The organism is Moraxella sp. I5G (genome assembly GCF_055193055.1).
In genome coordinates, this window is the sequence record NZ_JBUXLH010000001.1 from 23,352 (window position 1) to 43,057 (window position 19,706).

Consider the following 19,706-nt stretch of genomic DNA (forward strand, 5'->3'; position numbering starts at 1 on the left):
GTACATAAAATGGACATCAAACATTCTATCTTCACAATTTTACCCAAAGAACCTTTAGCAATCAGCCTGCTTTTGGCAAAACAATTACAAAATAGTTTGCAAAGATTGGGGGCAACCGCCAATATTGCAAACAGTGATTATAATCAAGATGGTATTTTTGTTGTGATTGGTCATCAGCAGCAAATGGATAAAACAAATACCATTTACCTAAATTATCAAACACTGGACAATCAGCTTTTTGACAACTTAGATTATTTAACAAAGATTTTAACGCCTAAAAATCATCACAATCAATCACAATCAGTTAATCAAGATAAGCCGCTTAACATTGTTGCGGTTACTGCGTGCCCAACGGGTGTTGCTCATACATTTATGTCGGCTGAAGCAATTGAAAATTATGCAAAAGCCAAAGGTTGGCAAATCAAAGTAGAAACCCGCGGTCAAGTGGGAGCGGGCAATATTATTACACCCGAAGAAGTCGCGGCAGCCGATTTGGTCTTTGTGGCAGCAGATATTGACGTGGATTTGACTAAATTTGCTGGCAAAAAAATGTACAAAACTTCAACTGGGCTAGCACTTAAAAAAACTGAACAAGAATTTAATAAAGCCTTAGAAACCGCCAGCACCTACCAAAATCACGCCCAAGCCCAAACAGATGACCAAACCCAAGAGAAAAAAGGCATTTATCAACATTTAATGACAGGTGTGTCTCACATGTTACCTTTGGTGGTGGCAGGCGGGCTATTAATTGCCATGTCGTTTATGTTTGGTGTGGAAGCCTTTAAAGACGAGGCAATTGCTTTTGGCCTACCTAAGGCGTTGATGGATGTTGGTGGTGGCGCAGCATTTCATTTAATGATTGCAGTATTTGCAGGTTATGTCGCATATTCCATTGCTGATAGACCAGGACTTGCAGTTGGCTTGACAGGAGGTATGCTGGCAACAACGGCAGGAGCTGGCATTTTAGGCGGTATTATTGCCGGATTTTTAGCAGGATATACGGTTAAATTTTTAAATAATACAATTCATCTGCCTGCTGGTTTGACGTCATTAAAACCCATTTTGATTTTGCCACTATTGGGTACGTTATTGGTTGGTTTATCTATGGTGTATATTATCAATCCGCCTGTAGCTGCTTTGATGGAAGCCTTAAAAAATTGGCTAACCAGCATGGGTGAAATGAACGCTGTAATTTTAGGATTGATTATTGGTGCTATGATGTGCACGGATATGGGCGGCCCTGTCAATAAAGCTGCCTATACGTTTTCAGTGGGAATGATTGCATCCGGTGTTTATACGCCGATTGCTGCGGCGATGGCGGCAGGTATGGTTCCACCAATTGGCATGGCAATTGCTACCTGGATTGCTAGACGTAAATTTAATGAAAACCAAAAAAATGCTGGCAAAGCATCGTTTGTTTTAGGACTGTGTTTTATTTCTGAAGGCGCATTGCCCTTTGTAGCAGCCGACCCTGCTCGAGTCATTATTTCATCAGTTATTGGCGGAGCGTTAGCAGGCGCAATTTGTATGGGTTTTGGTATCGCCTTACAAGCACCACACGGCGGATTGTTTGTCATTCCTTTTGTATCTAAACCAATATTGTATTTATCTGCAATTGCTATTGGTTCATTAACGACAGGCGGTCTATATGCAATGTTAAGAAAGGCACAAAATCCCACGATTTCTGCTTAAAAATGTAACTTGTCGGTAATTTTCTACTGTTTGTCTGTAAAAATTTGCCCAAACTTAATTGTTGATTGTGAAAAATCCATTAATGTTTGGGTAATTTTTGCTATAATGTGGCAAATTCACAATTGAGCAATAAATACATGAGTATGACTAAGTTTCATTTTTATCATCAACGTGGCTCTACACAGCAAATTTTTGTTTTGTTTGCAGGTGTGGTGATATTTGTGGCGATTGTGATGGCGGTATTTGGCTATCACATAGGTCAAAAGCAAGGTATGCGCAGTGCCATTAATGAAGCAGTAGAAGAAAAAATGGAAGCAGAAAATCAGGCTGACTTGGCACAAGAAACCGCATTAAAACAAAAATTAGAAACTGCAATTCAAGAGCGTGATATTGGACTAAAAAATATTCAATCATTGCATGAGCAAAATGAGTCTATCAAAACAACCAACTTGCAATTAGAACAGTTAAACACCATGTTATTACAAAGTGTGGCAAAACAAGGTGGCGTGCCATTAAAGGTGTTGGCATCTGAAATCGTTTCCATGCCTGATCGAACGTTTGAATATCGTTTTGATGTAGCGATGGTGGATAAATCAGGGCAATCAGTAACCATGATGCCAAAAATTACCCTACTTAATGCTACAAATATGGTGGAAATTCCTGTTAAGCCAGCAACTTACAGTATTAAGGGTATTGCTCATATTCGTGGACGTTTTGTAATGCCTGAGGGATTTGAACCTAAACAAATCAAGTTGGATTTAAAAGCTGGTTCAGAAGATACAGAGCAACTTTATAATTGGCAAGTGGGTAAAGTGGTTAGCATGCCTGATGGTGTTAATGAAAAAGAACTCAGTGCCAGACCAATTGGTCAATAATTTAAATAACCTGCTTTTGCAGGTTTTGTTTGTCGCTTGGTAGTGTTAATTTATGTCAAACGAACATTTTTTTGATGATGATATTGATGTTTTAACTGTTAAACCTCAAACTATGCCTAAAGAACCCGTGTTGTATGCGGTAATTATGCACAACGATGATTATACAACCATGGACTTTGTGGTCAATGTGTTGTTAGATTTTTTTGATTATACAACAGATAAAGCTGTGATGGTTATGCTGCAAATACATAATCAAGGGCAGGCAGTGATAGCAACTTATCCAAAAGAAATTGCTGAGATGAAAGTAACCAAAGTTTTGGAACTTGCCGAAGCCTGTGATTTTCCTTTATTGGTTACCCTAAAAAAACTGTTATAAGCGACGATGATGTTTAGTAAAGAATTTGAAGAAACTCGCCAATTTATTGAGCAATTTGCCATTTCTAGTAACCATGAATTTGTTACTATTGAGCATTTGTTGCTTGGGCTGATTGATGATGATGATGCCAAAGTAGTACTACAAGCTTGCGAAGTTGATTTGTTGCTCGTTAAAGAAGAACTGATGGCATATATTGAAGCCTATGTTCCAAAAAATAGTAAGAAATTGCCAACTACCTCCAAAGCGTTCTTGCGCGTGCTGCAAAGGGCAATTTGGCACAATCAGACCAACGGTGAAAACCGTCCAATTACTGGTGTGGATGTTCTGGTTGCAATGTTTAAAGAAAAAGATTCCCATGCAGTTTCTTTGCTAAATGCTCAAGGCGTGTCAGGATTGGTTGTTCAGCGTTATTTATCTCATGAACAAGAAGAAAATGACCCATCTGATGAAGAAAGCAATCAAACCACTGATAAGTCTGCCAAGCAAAACGCCTTAACCAGTTGGACTCAAAATCTAAATGAGCGCGCCAAAAAAGGATTGACTGACCCTTTGATTGGACGGACGAGCGAAATTGAACGCACGGCGCAGATTTTATGTCGTCGCCGTAAAAATAATCCGTTATTAGTTGGCGACCCTGGCGTTGGTAAAACAGCCATTGCTGAAGGATTGGCGTGGCTAATTGTTAATGGAAAGGCTCCAGAAGCCTTATCGGATGTGGTAATTTATAGCTTGGATATTGGGTCATTGATTTCGGGGACAAAATACCGAGGTGATTTTGAAAAACGTATTAAAGAGTTATTACTTGCGATAAAAAAACAGCCCAATGCCGTTTTATTCATTGATGAAATTCACACCATCATTGGCGCAGGTACAAGTATGAATAGCAGTATGGATGTATCCAATCTGATTAAACCTGCACTGGCAAATGGCGAATTAAGATGTATTGGCTCAACAACATTTGTTGAGTACCGCCAATTTTTTGAAAAAGACCATGCCTTATCAAGGCGATTTCAAAAAATAGATGTTAAAGAACCCAGTATTAAAGATGCCATTGAGATTTTACAGGGGTTAAAAGAGCAGTATGAAAATTTTCATCGAGTGCATTATACTGAAGACGCCATCACAGCAGCGGTAGAGTTGTCTGCAAAACATATTAATGACCGTTTTTTACCAGATAAAGCTATTGATGTGATTGATGAAGCTGGAGCAAATACCAAACTTTATATTAAAACTGCTCAAAATACTGAAATTACAACCATTGATACGCCACAAATTGAAGCGGTCGTTGCCAAAATCGCACGTATTCCACCAAAATCAGTATCGCGCGATGATACGCAGGTTTTAAAAAACCTAGAACGCAATTTAAAGCATGTGGTTTTTGGACAAGACGAAGCTATTGTACAAGTCAGTGATAGCATTAAATTAGCTCGAGCAGGCTTAAAACCATTAAATAAACCTATTGGGGCATTTTTATTTGCAGGCCCAACGGGTGTCGGCAAAACAGAAATTGCCAAGCAGCTTGCTAGTACACTGGGTGTTGAGCTGATTCGTTTTGATATGAGTGAATATATGGAAGCGCATACCGCATCGCGACTGATTGGCGCTCCTCCTGGCTATGTGGGGTTCGACCAAGGTGGACTTTTAACCGAAAAAGTCAATCAGCACCCACATTGTGTGTTACTGCTTGATGAACTTGAAAAAGCACACCCTGATGTATTTAATTTACTGTTACAAGTGATGGATAATGGTACACTCACTGATAATAATGGACGTACAGTCTCTTTTAAACAGGTTATTTTAATCATGACCACCAACGCTGGCGCAGACAGCATCGGCCGGGCATCTATGGGTTTTACCCATCAAGACCACAGTCAGGACAATACAGAAGCTCTTAAACAAACCTTTAGCCCAGAATTTCGCAATCGTTTAGATGCTATTGTGCAGTTTAAACCATTATCGCAAGACACTATTGGTTTTGTGGTGGATAAGTTTATCATCGAACTGCAAAGCGTGCTAGAAGCAAAACAGGTATTTTTAGATATTGATGAATCAATTAAAACATATTTGATTCAAAAAGGCTATGATAGGTTGATGGGGGCTAGACCAATGGCACGACTCATCCAAGAAAAACTAAAAAAACCTTTGGCGCAAATGATTCTATTTGGTGAATTGAGTGACGGTGGTCATGTATTGGCATCGATAAAAGATAATGAAGTTAATTTGCAGGTGATGGCAAACACATAATTTTAAAGACAATCTTAATTAACAACAAACCTAAACAAATATCAAGGTAACCAATATGGCATTGATTTTAGACGGCAAAGCACTCGCCAAATCCATCGAAGATGAATTATCGACGCGTGTGGCGAATTTAAAACAAAAGACAGGACGCACACCAATTTTAGCAACAATTTTGGTAGGCGATGACCCTGCATCAGCAACTTATGTACGCATGAAAGGAAACGCTTGTAAACGTGTTGGCATGGATAGCATTCGTGTAGAAATGCCAAGTACCACTACAACGGATGAACTTTTGGCAAAAATTGATGAATTAAATGCCAATCCTGATGTTCATGGTATTTTACTACAACACCCTGTACCAAACCAAATTGATGAACGTGCCTGTTTTGACCGCATTAATTTGGGTAAAGATGTTGATGGCGTAACTTGCCTTGGTTTTGGTCGTATGGCAATGGGTGAGTCTGCTTATGGTTCATGTACTCCACAAGGAATCATGCATTTATTGAATCATTATCAAATTGATTTAACAGGCAAGCATGCTGTTGTCATTGGGCGCAGCGCTATTTTGGGCAAACCAATGGCGCAAATGCTACTAAACGCCAATTGCACAGTGACCATTTGTCATTCTAAAACTCAAGATTTAGCCCATCATGTTGGGCAGGCAGACATCGTGGTTGGGGCGGTTGGTGTGCCAGAATTGATTAAGAAATCTTGGATTAAAAAGGGTGCAGTCGTGGTTGATGCTGGGTTTCATCCAACAGATGATGGTGGTTGTGGCGATATTGAGTTAAATGGTATTGATGGTATTGCATCTGCCTATACACCAGTACCGGGCGGCGTTGGACCGATGACAATTAATACTTTAATTCGTCAAACGGTTGAAGCTGCTGAAAAAGAGGCAAATATAAGATAAGCAAAACAAAGAGATAATTACACGGCTTGGGTAAAGCAAAACGCTAAACCCAAGTGCATCAGCTGACTGTTTATAAAAATTGCTTTAAAATTACATGGTAAATGTTGATTTATCAGATTCGCTAGTGCCAGCAAGTAAACGCTCGACTTCGTTTTTAAGCTTTTGGCTGTTAATATCATTACCAAATTGAATGCCAAACCCAGAAGGTTTGGTGGTTGTGCCTTTGGCATTTAACCAAATAATTTTACCATTTAAAGGATAGCGTTCACTAGAGCCTGGTAAGGTAAAAGCAACAAATACCTCTTCACCAATTTGATGATTTCGAGCGCTTGGCACAAAAAGCCCGCCATTGTTAATAAACACTAAATAACTGCGATACAGCGTTTCTAAATCAGGAATGTTACAAGTGATGATACCACCACGAATCGGCATTGCCATGATAATCCTTAAATCTTTTTAATGCTTGATGTGATAAACATTATCTTAAACATGATGCTAAAATATCTACCATCAAATGATGATAGGTTAGCTATCATTGTAGCATAAGTTCTATGCGTAAAAACTAAATAAAAGCTGATTGGTTGATTTAACAGGTTAAAAATTCATCTAAATTACAACCAACCCGCTTTTTTAAATTTCCAATGCAAATAAAAACAAACTGCAAATACAGAAAACAGCACCATAAAATAGCCGTATTGCCAGTCTAATTCAGGCATAAATTTAAAGTTCATGCCATAAATCCCTGCAACCGCCGTTGGTACCGCTGCAATCCCTGCCCATGCCGCCAGTTTTCGTACAACGTCGTTTTGTCCCATGGTAACAATTGCCATATAAGTATCCATCGCCACCGATAACATCTCATTTAGACCATTGACCGCATCAATGGAGCGTAAAAGATGGTCATTGACATCTCGAAAATAAGGTTTGGCAGCAGCGGGAAAAGCCGATAACAACTCATTTTTTTTATGATTGATAAAAAAATTACAGACATCTTGCACTGGCAAAATAACCGCTCGCATGTGTACTAACTGAGATTTAAGTTCGTATAAACTTTTTAGGGTGGATTTACTAAATTCATAAGAAAAAATATTGCGTTCTTGTTCACGTAAATAATTGCCCAAACGGTCAGTAATTGGCAAATAATTATCCACCGTAAAGTCTAAAATAGCGTGCAGTACAAAAATTGGGCCGAGTCTCAGTTTTTCGGGGCGACGATGACAATGTTCGCGTACGGGGGTATAAGAGTTTGATGCGCCACGGCGAATGCTGATAATAAAATTTTTTCCCATAAAGATAGCGGTTGTACCATAGCGAATTTGGTTGTCTTCTAATTTGGCAGTACGCACTACCACAAAAATTGTATCATTGCCATAACTTTCCACTTTGGGGCGCTGGTGGTCGGCAAAAGCATCTTCTAAGGCAAGTTCATGCAAATCAAAAGCATCCTGAACTTCTTTGACCGTTTCATAACTAGGATTATATAGTCCAAGCCAAATAAACTGATTGCTATTGGTTAAAGTTCGGCTTACTTCATCAATTGCCAAGGTTTCAATTGGCTGACCTGTTTTTCGAGAATAAGAGTAACATACAATGCTTTCATCAGGGCTAGGGTTGTCTTCAAGTTCTTCAAAGCGCTCGCCATCAGGGTCGTAAACCGTCATGGTTTCCAAAGTATCTTCTTCGGTTGCATCGGCATCGCCATAAATATAACTATCTTGGGTGTCAGGTGGTGCTAAATCTTCAGAATATTCTTTTTGGTCAGGGTCGTCGTTTTGATATGCCAAATTAGTGGTGTGTTCGTCGGCGAGTTCGGTTTTTAGCTTGTCAGGCATCACGCACCCCTTAACTGTTCAAGAGATTTAAAAAAAGAATTGTTGTTAAATAGCTAAAAAAGCCAATCATTATAACAAAAACAAATAATTTCAGCAATAAATATGATAAATCATCATAAATCTCTAAAAACCCATCCTTTTATTATTGTTTGAACAGATATTATCATCAACTTATTTATGGTTTAATTCACAAACTAAAAAATCTAAGCCAAATCTACCCCATTTTGTTTTTTCTGTGATAAACTAAGTAAAAAGCCAAATAGGAACGGCTTTTTTAGTTTAGCATTTAGATAAGTTTAGGAACAGTTTTTGTGTCTATTTCCACCACCAATCACGACTGGTTGTTGCCTGATGGCGTAGCGGACATTTTGTTTGTTGATGCTCAAAAACAGGAAAGTTTACGCGATGCTTTATTGTTTGTTTTGACTGCCCACGGTTTTCGTTTGGTGTCGCCGCCACTCATTGAATACACTCAAACCTTATTTGCTCAAACCGATGAAGATTTGCGCCGACAAACTTTTAAAATTATTGACCAACTGAATGGTCGAACGATGGGTGTGCGTGCTGATATTACCCCACAAATTACCCGCATTGATGCTCAGCATGGGCATAAGATTAGTCGCTATTGTTATGTTGGTCAGGTGGTAAAAACTTTGCCAACTGGTTTATTTGGTTTGCGCACTCCAATGCAACTTGGGGCGGAAATTTTTGGTGTAGAAGATGTTTTAGATGCAGCCAGTGAACTGTCTTTGATTGATTTAATTGCGTCACTATTTGCTGAAATTGCAATTAGTGGTGAAGATTTACACATTGATATTGGTCATGTGGCAATTTTTAAGCGTCTATGCCAAATTCATGCGATGGACGTGGCAGATGTTAATCAACTGATGCTGCTTTATAATAAAAAATCACTGCCTGAATTGACAGATTTTTGTCAAAACCTGACGGGTGGGGTCGATTTTTTAACTTTAGTTACGCATATTTTTGATGGAACAAGCTTGCCATCAGCTGATAATCTGTTAAACAAATTATCAGACGTTGCCAAAAATGACCAACAAATTCAAAAAGCGTGTTATGAAATCCAAACCCTTGCCCGTCACGCTAAGAAAAAAGGCATGACTGTCAGTGTGGATGTAGCAGAATTGTCAGGTTATCATTATCATACAGGACTTGTGTTTAATATTTATTTAAACACTCAAACGTCTCAAAACATACAAACCCAAGCATTGGTTAGTGGCGGGCGTTTTTGCGCTAGCGATACACGCCAAGCTACTGGATTTAGTATGGATATCAATCGCTTACTTGATTTTGTAGAATTGCAAGAAGATACTGTAATTTGGGTGGATTTTGCAGATATGCAGAATAAAACTCAAGCATGCATTCAAGATTTAGACCAGCAAATTAAAAATCTACAAGATGAGGGCTGTATTGTTATTAAACCTTTATCTAAAGAAGATAAGCCTGATTTAATTGATGGCGTTTTGTATTTTGATAAAGAGCAAAAGCAGTGGTTGGTAAGTTTGCTGGGTGATGACTAAACTGTCTTAATACACGAAAGATTTGCTAAATTATAGCAACAAAATCAATTTAATTACTTAAATCAATTTAATTATTATTGTTAAGAGAGCGTTTATGGGTAAAAATGTTGTTGTGCTGGGTAGTCAATGGGGTGATGAAGGCAAAGGTAAAATCGTTGATTTGTTGACCGAAAAAGCATCAGCAGTGGCACGTTATCAGGGTGGTCATAATGCTGGGCATACTTTAGTGGTTGGTGGTGAAAAAACGGTTTTGCATTTGATTCCATCGGGTATTTTACGTGATGGCGCAACATGCTTTATTGGTAATGGTGTGGTGCTTGCCCCAGATGCTTTGTTAATAGAAATGCAAAAATTGACGGATAAGGGTGTGCCAGTTCGCCAAAGATTGCGCATTTCACCAGCTTGTCCGCTGATTATGCCGTATCATGTAGCATTAGACCAGGCTCGTGAAGCTAAAAGAGGAAATGCTAAAATTGGTACCACTGGGCGTGGCATTGGACCAGCTTATGAAGATAAAGTTGCTCGTCGTGCTTTAAAAGTTGTGGATTTATTCCGTAGCGATTTGCCCCAAAAATTGTCAGCGCTATTAGAATATCATAACTTCCAATTAACTCATTACTACAAAGTACCTGCGATTGATTATGATGAGACTCTTGCTTTGTGCCAACTTTGGGCAAATGAACTAAAAGAAATGGTTGTTGATGTTACTGAAGAGCTAAATCAACGCCGTCTGGCAGGTGAGAATCTGATGTTTGAAGGTGCTCAAGGTACGCTTTTGGATATTGACCATGGTACTTATCCTTTTGTAACTAGTTCAAATACTACCGCAGGCGGGGTAGCAACGGGAACCGGACTTGGTCCTTTGTATTTTGATTATGTGTTAGGCATCACCAAAGCCTATACTACCCGAGTAGGTTCTGGACCTTTTCCAACTGAATTATTTGACGATATTGGCAATCATCTTGCGACTGTAGGTCATGAATTTGGGGCAACAACAGGGCGTGCTAGACGTTGTGGTTGGTTTGATGCGGTCAGCCTTAGAAGGGCGGTTACATTAAACTCTATGACAGGCATTTGTTTAACTAAACTTGATGTGCTTGATGGTTTAAAAGAAATTAAAATTGCCATTGATTATGACTATCAAGATGTTAATAAAGCCATTGGGGCTTATGATGCTGAAAGTTATCAAAAAATCACCCCAATTTATGAAACATTAGAGGGTTGGAGTGAGTCTACTGTTGGCGTCACTCAATTTGAAGATTTGCCAAAAAATGCTCAGATTTACATTAAACGTATTGAAGAGTTGGTGGGTTGTCCTGTGGATATTATTTCAACAGGTGCTGACCGCAAAGAAACCATCGTGTTAAGAGACCCTTACGACATCTAAGTGCTGCTAGATGCAAAAGCACACTTAACGGGTGTGCTTTTTTTAACTATATAAAATTGATAATAATATGTTTCGTTTGACTTTTTTAGGTACTTCCAGTGGTATGCCCACCAAAAGCCGCAATGTATCGGGCATTGCGCTTGAGTGTCTTGGTGATGATTTGCACGCCAAAAATCCTCCATGGTTTTTAATTGATTGCGGAGAGGGCACTCAACACCAGTTACTAAAAACTAAACTTTCTCCAAATCGTTTGTCAGCAATTTTGATTACTCACATTCATGGCGACCATTGCTATGGGCTTTTTGGGCTTTTGGCAAGTTTAGGTTTGCATAATCGCAAAACCCCACTATATATCGTTGCGCCAAAAGCCATACAAAAGTTATTATCAGCGTTTTATGAACTGACTGAATTGTACGTAAATTATCCTATTATATTTCTTGCAATTGAAGATATTTTAACCGATGATTTAGAAATCGCCAATTTGCAATTAGAGGGTTTACCAAATTTAGCGTTCGAAATTAGTAGAACCTCTCACCGCTGCCCTTGTTATGCCTTTTCAATTATTCAAAATTTATCCAAAGACAAACTTAAAATAGATAAATTAACCGCTTGGCAAATTAATAATAAACATTGGAGTACCATTCTTAAAGCTCAAGATAAATCATTGCCAATAAACATTGATGGTAAGATATTAATTCCTAGAGAATTTATCAATCATCAACAAAAAAGCATAAAAATTGTGATTGCAGGCGATAATGATACGCCAGAAATATTAGCGCCAATTTTACAAAATGCAATAGCTCTTGTTCATGAAGCCACATATACTCAAGAAATTTTACAAAAAATTTTAAACAAACCTGCCGACCAAGGTGGTTTTAACCCTAAACACAGTAGTGCTGAAAAAGTCGCGATATTTGCGCAAAAAATAAATCTTCAAAATCTGATTTTAACGCATTTTAGTGCACGCTTTGCTAGCTTTGATGATGAAACATCAGATTCGTTAAATATGGCTCATATCAGAAAAGAGGCTCAGAAATTTTATCAAAACAAGTTATTTTTGGCACAAGATTTACAGCAAATTATTATTGACGAATGATAATCATTAATAAATCTTGAAATTCTTTATCACAGTCAAAATTTTTATAAGCAATCATGCTATAATTTACTACCAAAACCGGTGTAAAATTGATTAATTTATAGGCATATTATGCAATATTCTATCTTTCCGCGCACTAAAAATGACCCTTTAAAAGAACCCATGTTTTTTGGTCAGCCCGTCAATGTCTCGCGTTATGACCAACAAAGACATTCGGTATTTGAACAGCTCATCGAAAAGCAATTATCTTTTTTTTGGCGACCCGAAGAAATTGATGTTTCTAAAGATAGAATTGATTTTGCTGAACTTTCTGCTCCTGCTCAACATATTTTTTTAAGCAATTTAAAATATCAAACTTTGCTTGATAGCATTCAAGGTAGAAGTCCAAATGCCGTTTTGCTGCCAATTGTATCATTGCCTGAACTTGAGACTTGGATTGAAACTTGGTCATTTAGTGAAACCATTCACAGTAGAAGCTATACGCATATCATCCGAAATATTGTGAGCGACCCTAGTGTTGTCTTTGAAGATATTATGGATAATAGTCATATTCTAGCTCGCGCTAAAGATATTGCTGTGTATTATGATGATTTGTATGAAGCCAGTCAGTTATATAACTTAACGGGTCAAGGCGACTTAAGAGAGTTAAAGAAAAAACTGTATTTATGCCTTGTAGCCGTCAATGTATTGGAGGCAATTCGTTTTTATGTGTCGTTTGCTTGCTCATTTGCGTTTGCTGAGAATAAGGTTATGGAAGGCAATGCTAAAATTATTAAAATGATTGCTCGTGATGAAGCTTTGCATTTAAATGGCACGCAGCACATCATTAATTTAATGCAGCAAGGTAAAGATGACCCTGAAATGGTGGAAATTGCCAAAGAATGCACTAATCAAGCTATTGAAATTTTTAAAGTTGCGGCTGACCAAGAAAAAGATTGGGCGGGTTATTTATTTAAAGATGGTTCAATTATTGGCTTAAATAAAGATATTTTATGTCAATATGTTGAGTATATTACCAACATTCGCATGACAGCAATTGGGTTGCCTGCAATTTTTGCTACCAAATCCAATCCAATTCCTTGGATTAATGCTTGGCTATCAAGCGATAATGTGCAAGTTGCCCCCCAAGAAACCGAAATCACAACTTATTTGGTGGGTCAAATTGACAGTGATTTAGGCGAGATGGACTTGGGTGGTTTTGAATTGTAATTAATGTAAATTTGATACTCAAATCAAATTCAAATCAGTCAATAAAAAAACAAAATAAAGTCAATAAGATAAAATAAGCAAACTGATGAGCTGGGTATTTACAGATGAGATGCGATTTTATTTGCATCAAGACGAAACATTATTGGATGGTATGCTGCGTACTCATCACCGTGATGTGCGTTTTGAGTGTCAACAGGGGTATTGTGGGGCATGCCGGATAAAGATTAAGCACATGTCAGGCGAAATCCACCAAAAATATCCGCCTTTGGTTATGTTGGAGGAGGACGAAGTGTTGGCATGTTGTTGTTTGGCAAGTGGTGCGCTGCAAGTCAGTTATGATAAAAAACCAAATCATTTAAATTTAGATAGTGTGCATATTTATCAAATCATCAAACACTAAATTTTAGTAAACGTGCTTTGGTGAATATGAGAATACTAAAAAACAGCTCAACACCAATAAGGTAATTTGAAAAAATCATCATTTGGTTTATTTGAACTGCTTTTAGTTTTGCGTTTTTTTTATTGGATGTTTGATTTAAGCCGTATATCAAACAGCGATTAAATATTACAACCCAATTTCGCCAATAAAGGGTAAATGGCGATATTTTTGTTCATAGTCCAAACCGTAGCCGACAATAAATTTATCAGGAACTTCAAAGCCTAAAAATTTTACAGGTAAGTCAATCTCGCGTCGTGATGGTTTGCTAACAAAAGTGCATAGTTCAATGGAGTTAGGATTGCGAGTTTCTAGAATTTCTAAAACTTTGGATAAAGTACGACCAGAATCAATAATATCTTCTACAACAAGTACATCTTTACCTGCAATATTGCCATCTAAATCTTTTAAAATTTTGACATCGCCACTAGATACTGTGCCTTTGGCATAACTCGATGCAGTCATAAAATCCAATTCATGAGGTTTGGTAATTTGACGACATAAGTCTGCCATAAATAAGACCGAACCACGAAGCAGTCCAACCAATATTAATGGTTTATCACTTTTAGAGTAATATTCACTGATTTCCTTACCCAGCTGGGCAACTTTTTCAGCAATTTGTGCTTCAGAAATCATGACATTCATTTTTACATCATTCATAAATGTAACCTTAAGTTTAATTGTTTTGAATTAACCAGAATACTTCTTATATCAATATTAATCAATAATGGGGTTAATTACAGGGATTTTGTTAAATTTAGGATTAAAGGTTTGCACTTCTGGATTGACTGGCAGTCCCATTTCCTGAAGCATTTTTGTTTGACCGACTTGAATATTATCACCCTCAAACACACGTAAGTCATCAGTGCGTTCTGTGGACAAATTTTCAAAATCAAATAATTGTCTGTCAGCAAGTTGGCTTGGTGCAACATTTTGCAAGGCTTTAAACATGCTGGCTAAACGTTTTGGGTGCGCGTCATCCCATTGTCTTAACATGTCATTAATCATGGCGCGTTGTAGGTTTTCTTGACTGCCGCAAAGCCCACAAGGAATAATGGGGAATTTTTTATAATTGGCGTATTTAATAATGTCTTTTTCTGCAACGTATGCCAAAGGACGAATCAAGATATTTTGCTTGTCATCGGATAGTAATTTGGGGGGCATGGCTTTTAAAGAACCGCCATGAAATAAATTTAAAAAGAAAGTTGCTAAAATATCATCACGATGATGCCCTAAAGCAATTTTGGTTGCCCCAATCTGTTTGGCAAAACCGTACAATGAGCCGCGACGCAGTCTTGAACACGCTGAACAGTAAGTTTTACCTTCAGGAACAACCGATTTAACAATACTGTAGGTGTCTTTTTCTAAAATATAATGAGCAATGCCTTGTTTGGAAAGATATTCAGGCAAAACATGTTCTGGAAAATTGGGCTGTTTTTGGTCTAAATTTACTGCCACCACATCAAAATTAATTGGAGCAATGCGTTTTAAAAACAGCAAAATATCCAGTAGCGTAAAACTGTCTTTACCCCCTGAAATACATACCATAATAATATCGCCATCTTCAATCATATTAAAGTCGCGAATTGCCCAAGAAACCTCTTTTCTAATTTTCTTTTGTAGTTTTTTAAAACGAGCTGATGTAATGTGTTCATCGAATGGATAAACGTCATCGTCATCTTCTAAATACTCATTTGAATTTTTTTGAGTTAAAGCCTGAATAATCTCTTGATTATCCAAATTATCTTGATTATCTATTTCTGGATTATGTGCTTTTAAATTTATGACATCTTGATTTTTTTGCTGCATAACAACTTACACTCTGTTTGTGATTTTTTTAATATTAAATGGATAAATTATTTTAGATGACTATATTGCAAATTAAATTTTTTTGTTTTTAAATTGCTCTAAAAATGCTTTATCCAATGTCTTTTTAACCTGATATCTAGGATTGGTAGATTGCTGGGTTGTATCTTTGTTATCTTCAATATAAGCTGCGGTTTGAATCATTTTTCCATCAATTTTTTCATAATGGGTTTTGATGGTAGGCTTTTTAATTTCAGATTTTTTATCTAAATTTTTTATAAAATTTTGTCTGTTGTCTTTTCTATCTCTGGATTTTTTAGAAAATTTCTTATCGTATGTTTGTTTTTTTAACTCTTTATGTTTTTGAAATTTTTCCCCATTTGCTTTGCTATTTGTTTTATTGTGATTGGGGTTTTTTGTATTGTGTGCAAGATAACCATTTAGCGAACCGGTTTCATTAAAAGTCATTTGTTTATTTTTATGACAAATCTTAAAACTGTGATGAATTGGTTTTTTAATATTAAAATCAAAACCAATTGTTTTGTTGGTGATGTTTTCAATATCGTATCTTTGATATAACTCTTCAGATAAATTAAATTTAGTAAAATTATTACTAAAATATAATACACCATCAGGCGCGAGTCGATTCATTGCTCGGCTAATTAATGCTGCATGGTCTCTTTGTACATCAAAAGTGCCTTTAAATTTTTTAGAATTTGAAAAGGTTGGTGGGTCAATAAAAATCACATCAAATTGAGCGGTATTATTTTTTATCCACTCAAATGTATCTTCGGCAATAAACTGATATTTTTCTTGTTCGTGCTCATCTTTTGCATCTAAAACCAATCCATTTAAAGCAAAATTTTGCTGCCCCCAAGTCAGGTAATTTGCAGATAAATCGACGCTAACCACAGATTTTGCTCCTGCAACCGCTGCATGAACGCTGGCACTGCAGGTATAAGCAAATAAATTGAGTACCCGTTTATTTCGGCTATTTTGGGCAACTATTGTGCGCATGTTGCGGTGATCCAAAAATAACCCTGTATCTAAATAATCGGTAAAATTAACATAAAAATACGCCCCATTTTCTTGAACGATATTCATTTTTTTGGGCTTGGTATGTTCACTGTTTTGTTTATGGTATTGGTCATTTCCTGATTGTTTGGCACGAGTTTTAATAAAAATACTGTCACGAGAAACATCCAGCACTTCCCTTAGTGCTGCTAACATTTGATTAAAACGAGTTTTGGCAATTTCTGGAGAAATTTGTTTTGGCGGCGCGTATTCTTGAACATGCACTTGATCACCATACAAATCGATGGCTGCATTGTAGTTAGGCAAATCTGCATCGTAAATTCTAAGATTGGTAACTTGATTTTTCTTGGCAAGTTTTTTTAGATGAATAAGGTTTTTTTGTAAACGATTGATGAATTCTTGATAGTCATCTTGGATAATGGTTTTTTTCTCAAAGGTTTCAATCAAATGATTGGGTCTATCTAATTGAATGCTGCCATATCGAAAATAAACCGTCAGTGCCCCATTATGACATTTTAAGGTGGTAGGGTGCTGAATTGGCAGTGTGTCAGCGTGTTCAATATCACTGGCTAAAACTGCTAAAGTACCATGTTTGATATTTGCAGCGCGTAAACCATCATAAACCGCCAGCCCAAGCCCCTGATATAAAGGCTTGATAAAATCTTGAACGCCCAGACGTTCTCCATAGGGTGGATTGGTAATAATCAGTGGATTTTTAGCGGATAAATTTGCTAACAGTGGCTTAAATTGACTTAATGATTGATGTTTAACATGCACAAAATTTAAAATTGGCATAAGCCCTGATGCGGCTAAATTTTTATGGCACGCTTGTACTGCTTTTGAATCGGCATCTAAAGCAAATACGGTAATTGGATTTTGGGTAAATTTGTTTAAATTTTGATGAAAATCATCCAATGCTTTTGAGCTTAAATCTTGCCAAAGTGTTTGGTTATGCCATTTCCACGCGTAAAAACCGAAGGCACTATTGGAATTTTTGATGGATTTTTCAAGCCCCACAGGATAATTGGTACGCATCAATAGCGCTTCGGTAATCAGCGTTCCTGAGCCGCACATCGGGTCAATCAGTGCATCAAATTCGCCTTGATGCCAATTGCATTCGTACAACAAGGCTGCCGCTAAATTTTCCTTTAAGGGTGCTTGAGTATTGACCACTCGGTAGCCACGTTTATGTAGACTTGTGCCTGATAAATCTAAAAATAGTTCAAAAGATTGAGGATTGGCGCTGGCAAAAATATGACAATCAGGGTTTTTTGCATCAACATCAGGCCGTTTACCGAGTTTTGTGTTGAAACTGTCGACGATGGCATCTTTGATTCGTAAGGTGGCAAATTGTTGATTGACATTTAGGCGTTTGTCAGTTACCAGCCGAATAGCAAATGTTTGTTCTACTCCAAACACATCCTGCCAATCAAATAAACTAGTAAAACGATATAAAGTTTCAGGAATATCTTCATCAATGCTTTGAGTTTGTAAGGTACGAGTGATTTTTTTACCCATTTTGTCAGTGGTCACTTGGGTAACTGTTTCGCATTTTTGCTTAAATGGGTACTCACCAATGGGCAGTAGCAAACGACTTGCTACGCGACTATATAGGCAAAGATGATAAAACTGAACCAAAGATACAGTAGTGTGTACACGTCCTGTTTTATGAATTTTACCTATTAAATTAAAACTTGTCAGTTCAGTAAGCAATGCATTTTCAAGCCCATCAGCACATGTGATGACCAGAGAAAAAGCGTCCAGATTAAAATCAGCAAAAGGGCGACGGGAAAAATTCATGGTAAGCTCAGTACGAAAAACTGTTTATTGTACCATAATTTTCCATTGTCGTTAAGATTTCAAACCCATAGCATAACTGGCAACTAAAGGTTTAATACCTGGTATTTTGTCAAAAATAATCAATCCTGCATTTCTGGCAAATTTTACCGCAGAATTTTTATGAGTAAAACTCTTTACTACAAAATCACAAAAACGAATCACACGCTTTTGGTCTTTTTGGCGCGCCATTTCGTATTGAAATAATTTTGCATGACCACCAAAATCAAACTCGCCTTTTTCGGCTTGTTTTAAAATATCTCCAAGCATGTTTGCTAGCGCATAAGCATCTCTTAAGCATAAATTAAAACCTTGACCTGCTACAGGATGCAAGGTGTGCGCAGCATTTCCCATCAAAACACAGCGACCAATTACTTGACGTTTTGCTAAAACCTTCATAAGAGGGTAAGCGCCACGTCTGCCTGCTTGTAAAAACTGACCTGCCTCTTGCCCAAAAACGGTTTGTAATGTGTTTAAAAAATATTCATCATCGGTTAAATATCGCTCTTCTTCACCTTTTGGACAAATAAACACCACAGAACGTCGATAACCTTGTGTTGTTTGAGGCTGATCATCTGTAGGTATGATGTCTGTTAATGGCAATAATGCCAATGGTCCTACTTGACTAAAGCGCTCAATTGCAATATGATTATGTGGTTTATCTGTCTGCACTACACCCACAATCCCAACTTGTTGATAATCATAAGTATCTGTTTTAACAGCTAAAATATGTCGCATGGGTGAATTTTGCCCATCACATGCCACTGCTAAAGGCGCTTCTACTAATAACGTTAGCTGCTCATCATCCTTCTTATGCGCTGTAACGGTTACACCTGCGTCGCATTGTCTAATATCCACTACATTGGTGTTGTCCAATAATGTGATAAAATCACTTGCCTTAACTGCTTCTAAGAGTTTACGTCCAAGCCAGGCATTTTCCATCACGTATCCAAAACTTTCAACGTTTTCTTGCTCTTTATTTAGCATTGCGCGCCCAAAACAGTTAAGCTCACTGATACTCACCCCATCAATACGACAAGCACGACTTTGTAGCTGTTGCCAAAGCCCAATTTGTGTATAAATTTGTACAGTGCGTCTGGATAAAGCCGTATTGCGACTGTCCAAATAATGAATACGTTGAATGTCTTTATCGGGTGAAATGTCAGGATATTTTGCAGTTTCAATTAATGTGCTAAAAATTCCTTGATGAGCAAGTAGTAAAGCAAAAGATAAACCCACGTGACCACCACCAATGATAATGACATGGTTTTGATTGCTGGGTTTAAGATGGTTGGGCATGATAAAAACTCTTGTTTGTTGGCATAAATAAATTGCTCATTATAGCAAATTTACAAAGTGCTTGAAAAATGCACTCATGCTATTAAAACAACCGCTTAAAATAAATATATTTTTGAATGATTTTTGTTATAATAT

General features: G+C 37.3%; 16 protein-coding genes. 10 read left to right on the forward strand and 6 right to left on the reverse strand.

The window, feature by feature from the left end:
• Nucleotides 1-9: 9 nt before the first annotated feature.
• The 5 genes from ACZBKJ_RS00090 to folD all read left to right on the forward strand — a co-directional run bounded on the left by ACZBKJ_RS00090 (nucleotide 10) and on the right by folD (nucleotide 6,097).
• Nucleotides 10-1,692 carry a fructose-specific PTS transporter subunit EIIC gene (locus ACZBKJ_RS00090; protein WP_463198854.1) on the forward strand — a complete coding sequence of 561 codons (1,683 nt, stop codon included), beginning with the start codon at nucleotides 10-12 and terminating at the stop codon, nucleotides 1,690-1,692.
• 137 nt (nucleotides 1,693-1,829) lie between these two features.
• Nucleotides 1,830-2,567 (forward strand): hypothetical protein, encoded by a 738-nt coding sequence (locus tag ACZBKJ_RS00095; protein WP_463198855.1) that lies wholly within the window; start codon nucleotides 1,830-1,832, stop codon nucleotides 2,565-2,567.
• Nucleotides 2,568-2,619: 52 nt separating this feature from the next.
• A complete protein-coding gene (locus ACZBKJ_RS00100; protein ID WP_463198856.1) occupies nucleotides 2,620-2,943 on the forward strand; it encodes an ATP-dependent Clp protease adaptor ClpS in 324 nt (107 codons plus the stop codon).
• A gap of 9 nt (nucleotides 2,944-2,952) precedes the next feature.
• Nucleotides 2,953-5,187: an ATP-dependent Clp protease ATP-binding subunit ClpA gene (gene clpA, locus ACZBKJ_RS00105; RefSeq protein ID WP_463199043.1), complete on the forward strand. Its 2,235-nt coding sequence runs from the start codon at nucleotides 2,953-2,955 to the stop codon at nucleotides 5,185-5,187.
• A gap of 55 nt (nucleotides 5,188-5,242) precedes the next feature.
• Entirely contained in the window at nucleotides 5,243-6,097 is an 855-nt protein-coding gene (gene folD, locus ACZBKJ_RS00110; RefSeq protein ID WP_463198857.1) for a bifunctional methylenetetrahydrofolate dehydrogenase/methenyltetrahydrofolate cyclohydrolase FolD, read from the forward strand.
• Nucleotides 6,098-6,187: 90 nt separating this feature from the next.
• Here folD and ACZBKJ_RS00115 read toward each other — a convergent pair whose 3' ends face one another.
• Entirely contained in the window at nucleotides 6,188-6,535 is a 348-nt protein-coding gene (locus ACZBKJ_RS00115) for a PilZ domain-containing protein (protein WP_463198858.1), read from the reverse strand.
• Between the two features lie 173 nt (nucleotides 6,536-6,708).
• Nucleotides 6,709-7,929, reverse strand: a complete 1,221-nt coding sequence (locus ACZBKJ_RS00120) for a magnesium and cobalt transport protein CorA (RefSeq protein ID WP_463198859.1) — start codon at nucleotides 7,927-7,929, stop codon at nucleotides 6,709-6,711.
• Between the two features lie 311 nt (nucleotides 7,930-8,240).
• Between ACZBKJ_RS00120 and ACZBKJ_RS00125 the strand changes: the two genes are divergently transcribed.
• The 5 genes from ACZBKJ_RS00125 (at nucleotide 8,241) to ACZBKJ_RS00145 (ending at nucleotide 13,559) form a co-directional block, all read left to right on the forward strand.
• Nucleotides 8,241-9,467 carry an ATP phosphoribosyltransferase regulatory subunit gene (locus tag ACZBKJ_RS00125; RefSeq protein WP_463198860.1) on the forward strand — a complete coding sequence of 409 codons (1,227 nt, stop codon included), beginning with the start codon at nucleotides 8,241-8,243 and terminating at the stop codon, nucleotides 9,465-9,467.
• A gap of 94 nt (nucleotides 9,468-9,561) precedes the next feature.
• Nucleotides 9,562-10,854, forward strand: coding sequence for an adenylosuccinate synthase (locus tag ACZBKJ_RS00130; RefSeq protein WP_463198861.1), 1,293 nt, complete (start codon nucleotides 9,562-9,564; stop codon nucleotides 10,852-10,854).
• 67 nt (nucleotides 10,855-10,921) lie between these two features.
• Nucleotides 10,922-11,950 (forward strand): ribonuclease Z, encoded by a 1,029-nt coding sequence (locus tag ACZBKJ_RS00135; RefSeq protein WP_463198862.1) that lies wholly within the window; start codon nucleotides 10,922-10,924, stop codon nucleotides 11,948-11,950.
• Between the two features lie 111 nt (nucleotides 11,951-12,061).
• On the forward strand, nucleotides 12,062-13,159 hold the full coding sequence (gene nrdB / locus ACZBKJ_RS00140) for a class Ia ribonucleoside-diphosphate reductase subunit beta (protein WP_463198863.1): 1,098 nt from the start codon (nucleotides 12,062-12,064) through the stop codon (nucleotides 13,157-13,159).
• An 85-nt stretch (nucleotides 13,160-13,244) separates the two neighbouring features.
• Complete coding sequence (locus ACZBKJ_RS00145) at nucleotides 13,245-13,559, forward strand: 2Fe-2S iron-sulfur cluster-binding protein (protein WP_463198864.1); 315 nt, start codon at nucleotides 13,245-13,247, stop codon at nucleotides 13,557-13,559.
• A 165-nt stretch (nucleotides 13,560-13,724) separates the two neighbouring features.
• Here the strand turns inward: ACZBKJ_RS00145 and hpt are convergent, their stop codons facing one another.
• From hpt to ACZBKJ_RS00165, 4 genes are all read right to left on the reverse strand, one after another.
• Nucleotides 13,725-14,255, reverse strand: a complete 531-nt coding sequence (gene hpt, locus ACZBKJ_RS00150; protein ID WP_463198865.1) for a hypoxanthine phosphoribosyltransferase — start codon at nucleotides 14,253-14,255, stop codon at nucleotides 13,725-13,727.
• Nucleotides 14,256-14,312: 57 nt separating this feature from the next.
• A complete protein-coding gene (ttcA, locus tag ACZBKJ_RS00155; protein ID WP_463199044.1) occupies nucleotides 14,313-15,242 on the reverse strand; it encodes a tRNA 2-thiocytidine(32) synthetase TtcA in 930 nt (309 codons plus the stop codon).
• A 234-nt stretch (nucleotides 15,243-15,476) separates the two neighbouring features.
• The gene (gene rlmKL / locus ACZBKJ_RS00160; protein ID WP_463198866.1) at nucleotides 15,477-18,236 is read right to left on the reverse strand and encodes a bifunctional 23S rRNA (guanine(2069)-N(7))-methyltransferase RlmK/23S rRNA (guanine(2445)-N(2))-methyltransferase RlmL; all 2,760 of its coding nucleotides are present in this window, start codon (nucleotides 18,234-18,236) and stop codon (nucleotides 15,477-15,479) included.
• A gap of 51 nt (nucleotides 18,237-18,287) precedes the next feature.
• Complete coding sequence (locus ACZBKJ_RS00165; protein ID WP_463198867.1) at nucleotides 18,288-19,571, reverse strand: FAD-dependent monooxygenase; 1,284 nt, start codon at nucleotides 19,569-19,571, stop codon at nucleotides 18,288-18,290.
• Nucleotides 19,572-19,706 lie beyond the last annotated feature (135 nt).

Coding starts and splice junctions, on each gene's coding strand:
- clpA (WP_463199043.1), top strand. CDS start 2,953: ATGTTTAGTAAAGAATTTGAAGAAACTCGCCAATTTATTGAGCAATTT.
- ACZBKJ_RS00120 (WP_463198859.1), bottom strand. CDS start 7,929: ATGCCTGACAAGCTAAAAACCGAACTCGCCGACGAACACACCACTAAT.
- nrdB (WP_463198863.1), top strand. CDS start 12,062: ATGCAATATTCTATCTTTCCGCGCACTAAAAATGACCCTTTAAAAGAA.
- ACZBKJ_RS00100 (WP_463198856.1), top strand. CDS start 2,620: ATGTCAAACGAACATTTTTTTGATGATGATATTGATGTTTTAACTGTT.
- ACZBKJ_RS00095 (WP_463198855.1), top strand. CDS start 1,830: ATGAGTATGACTAAGTTTCATTTTTATCATCAACGTGGCTCTACACAG.
- ACZBKJ_RS00090 (WP_463198854.1), top strand. CDS start 10: ATGGACATCAAACATTCTATCTTCACAATTTTACCCAAAGAACCTTTA.
- folD (WP_463198857.1), top strand. CDS start 5,243: ATGGCATTGATTTTAGACGGCAAAGCACTCGCCAAATCCATCGAAGAT.
- ACZBKJ_RS00130 (WP_463198861.1), top strand. CDS start 9,562: ATGGGTAAAAATGTTGTTGTGCTGGGTAGTCAATGGGGTGATGAAGGC.
- ACZBKJ_RS00135 (WP_463198862.1), top strand. CDS start 10,922: ATGTTTCGTTTGACTTTTTTAGGTACTTCCAGTGGTATGCCCACCAAA.
- rlmKL (WP_463198866.1), bottom strand. CDS start 18,236: ATGAATTTTTCCCGTCGCCCTTTTGCTGATTTTAATCTGGACGCTTTT.
- ACZBKJ_RS00165 (WP_463198867.1), bottom strand. CDS start 19,571: ATGCCCAACCATCTTAAACCCAGCAATCAAAACCATGTCATTATCATT.
- hpt (WP_463198865.1), bottom strand. CDS start 14,255: ATGAATGATGTAAAAATGAATGTCATGATTTCTGAAGCACAAATTGCT.
- ACZBKJ_RS00115 (WP_463198858.1), bottom strand. CDS start 6,535: ATGGCAATGCCGATTCGTGGTGGTATCATCACTTGTAACATTCCTGAT.
- ACZBKJ_RS00145 (WP_463198864.1), top strand. CDS start 13,245: ATGAGCTGGGTATTTACAGATGAGATGCGATTTTATTTGCATCAAGAC.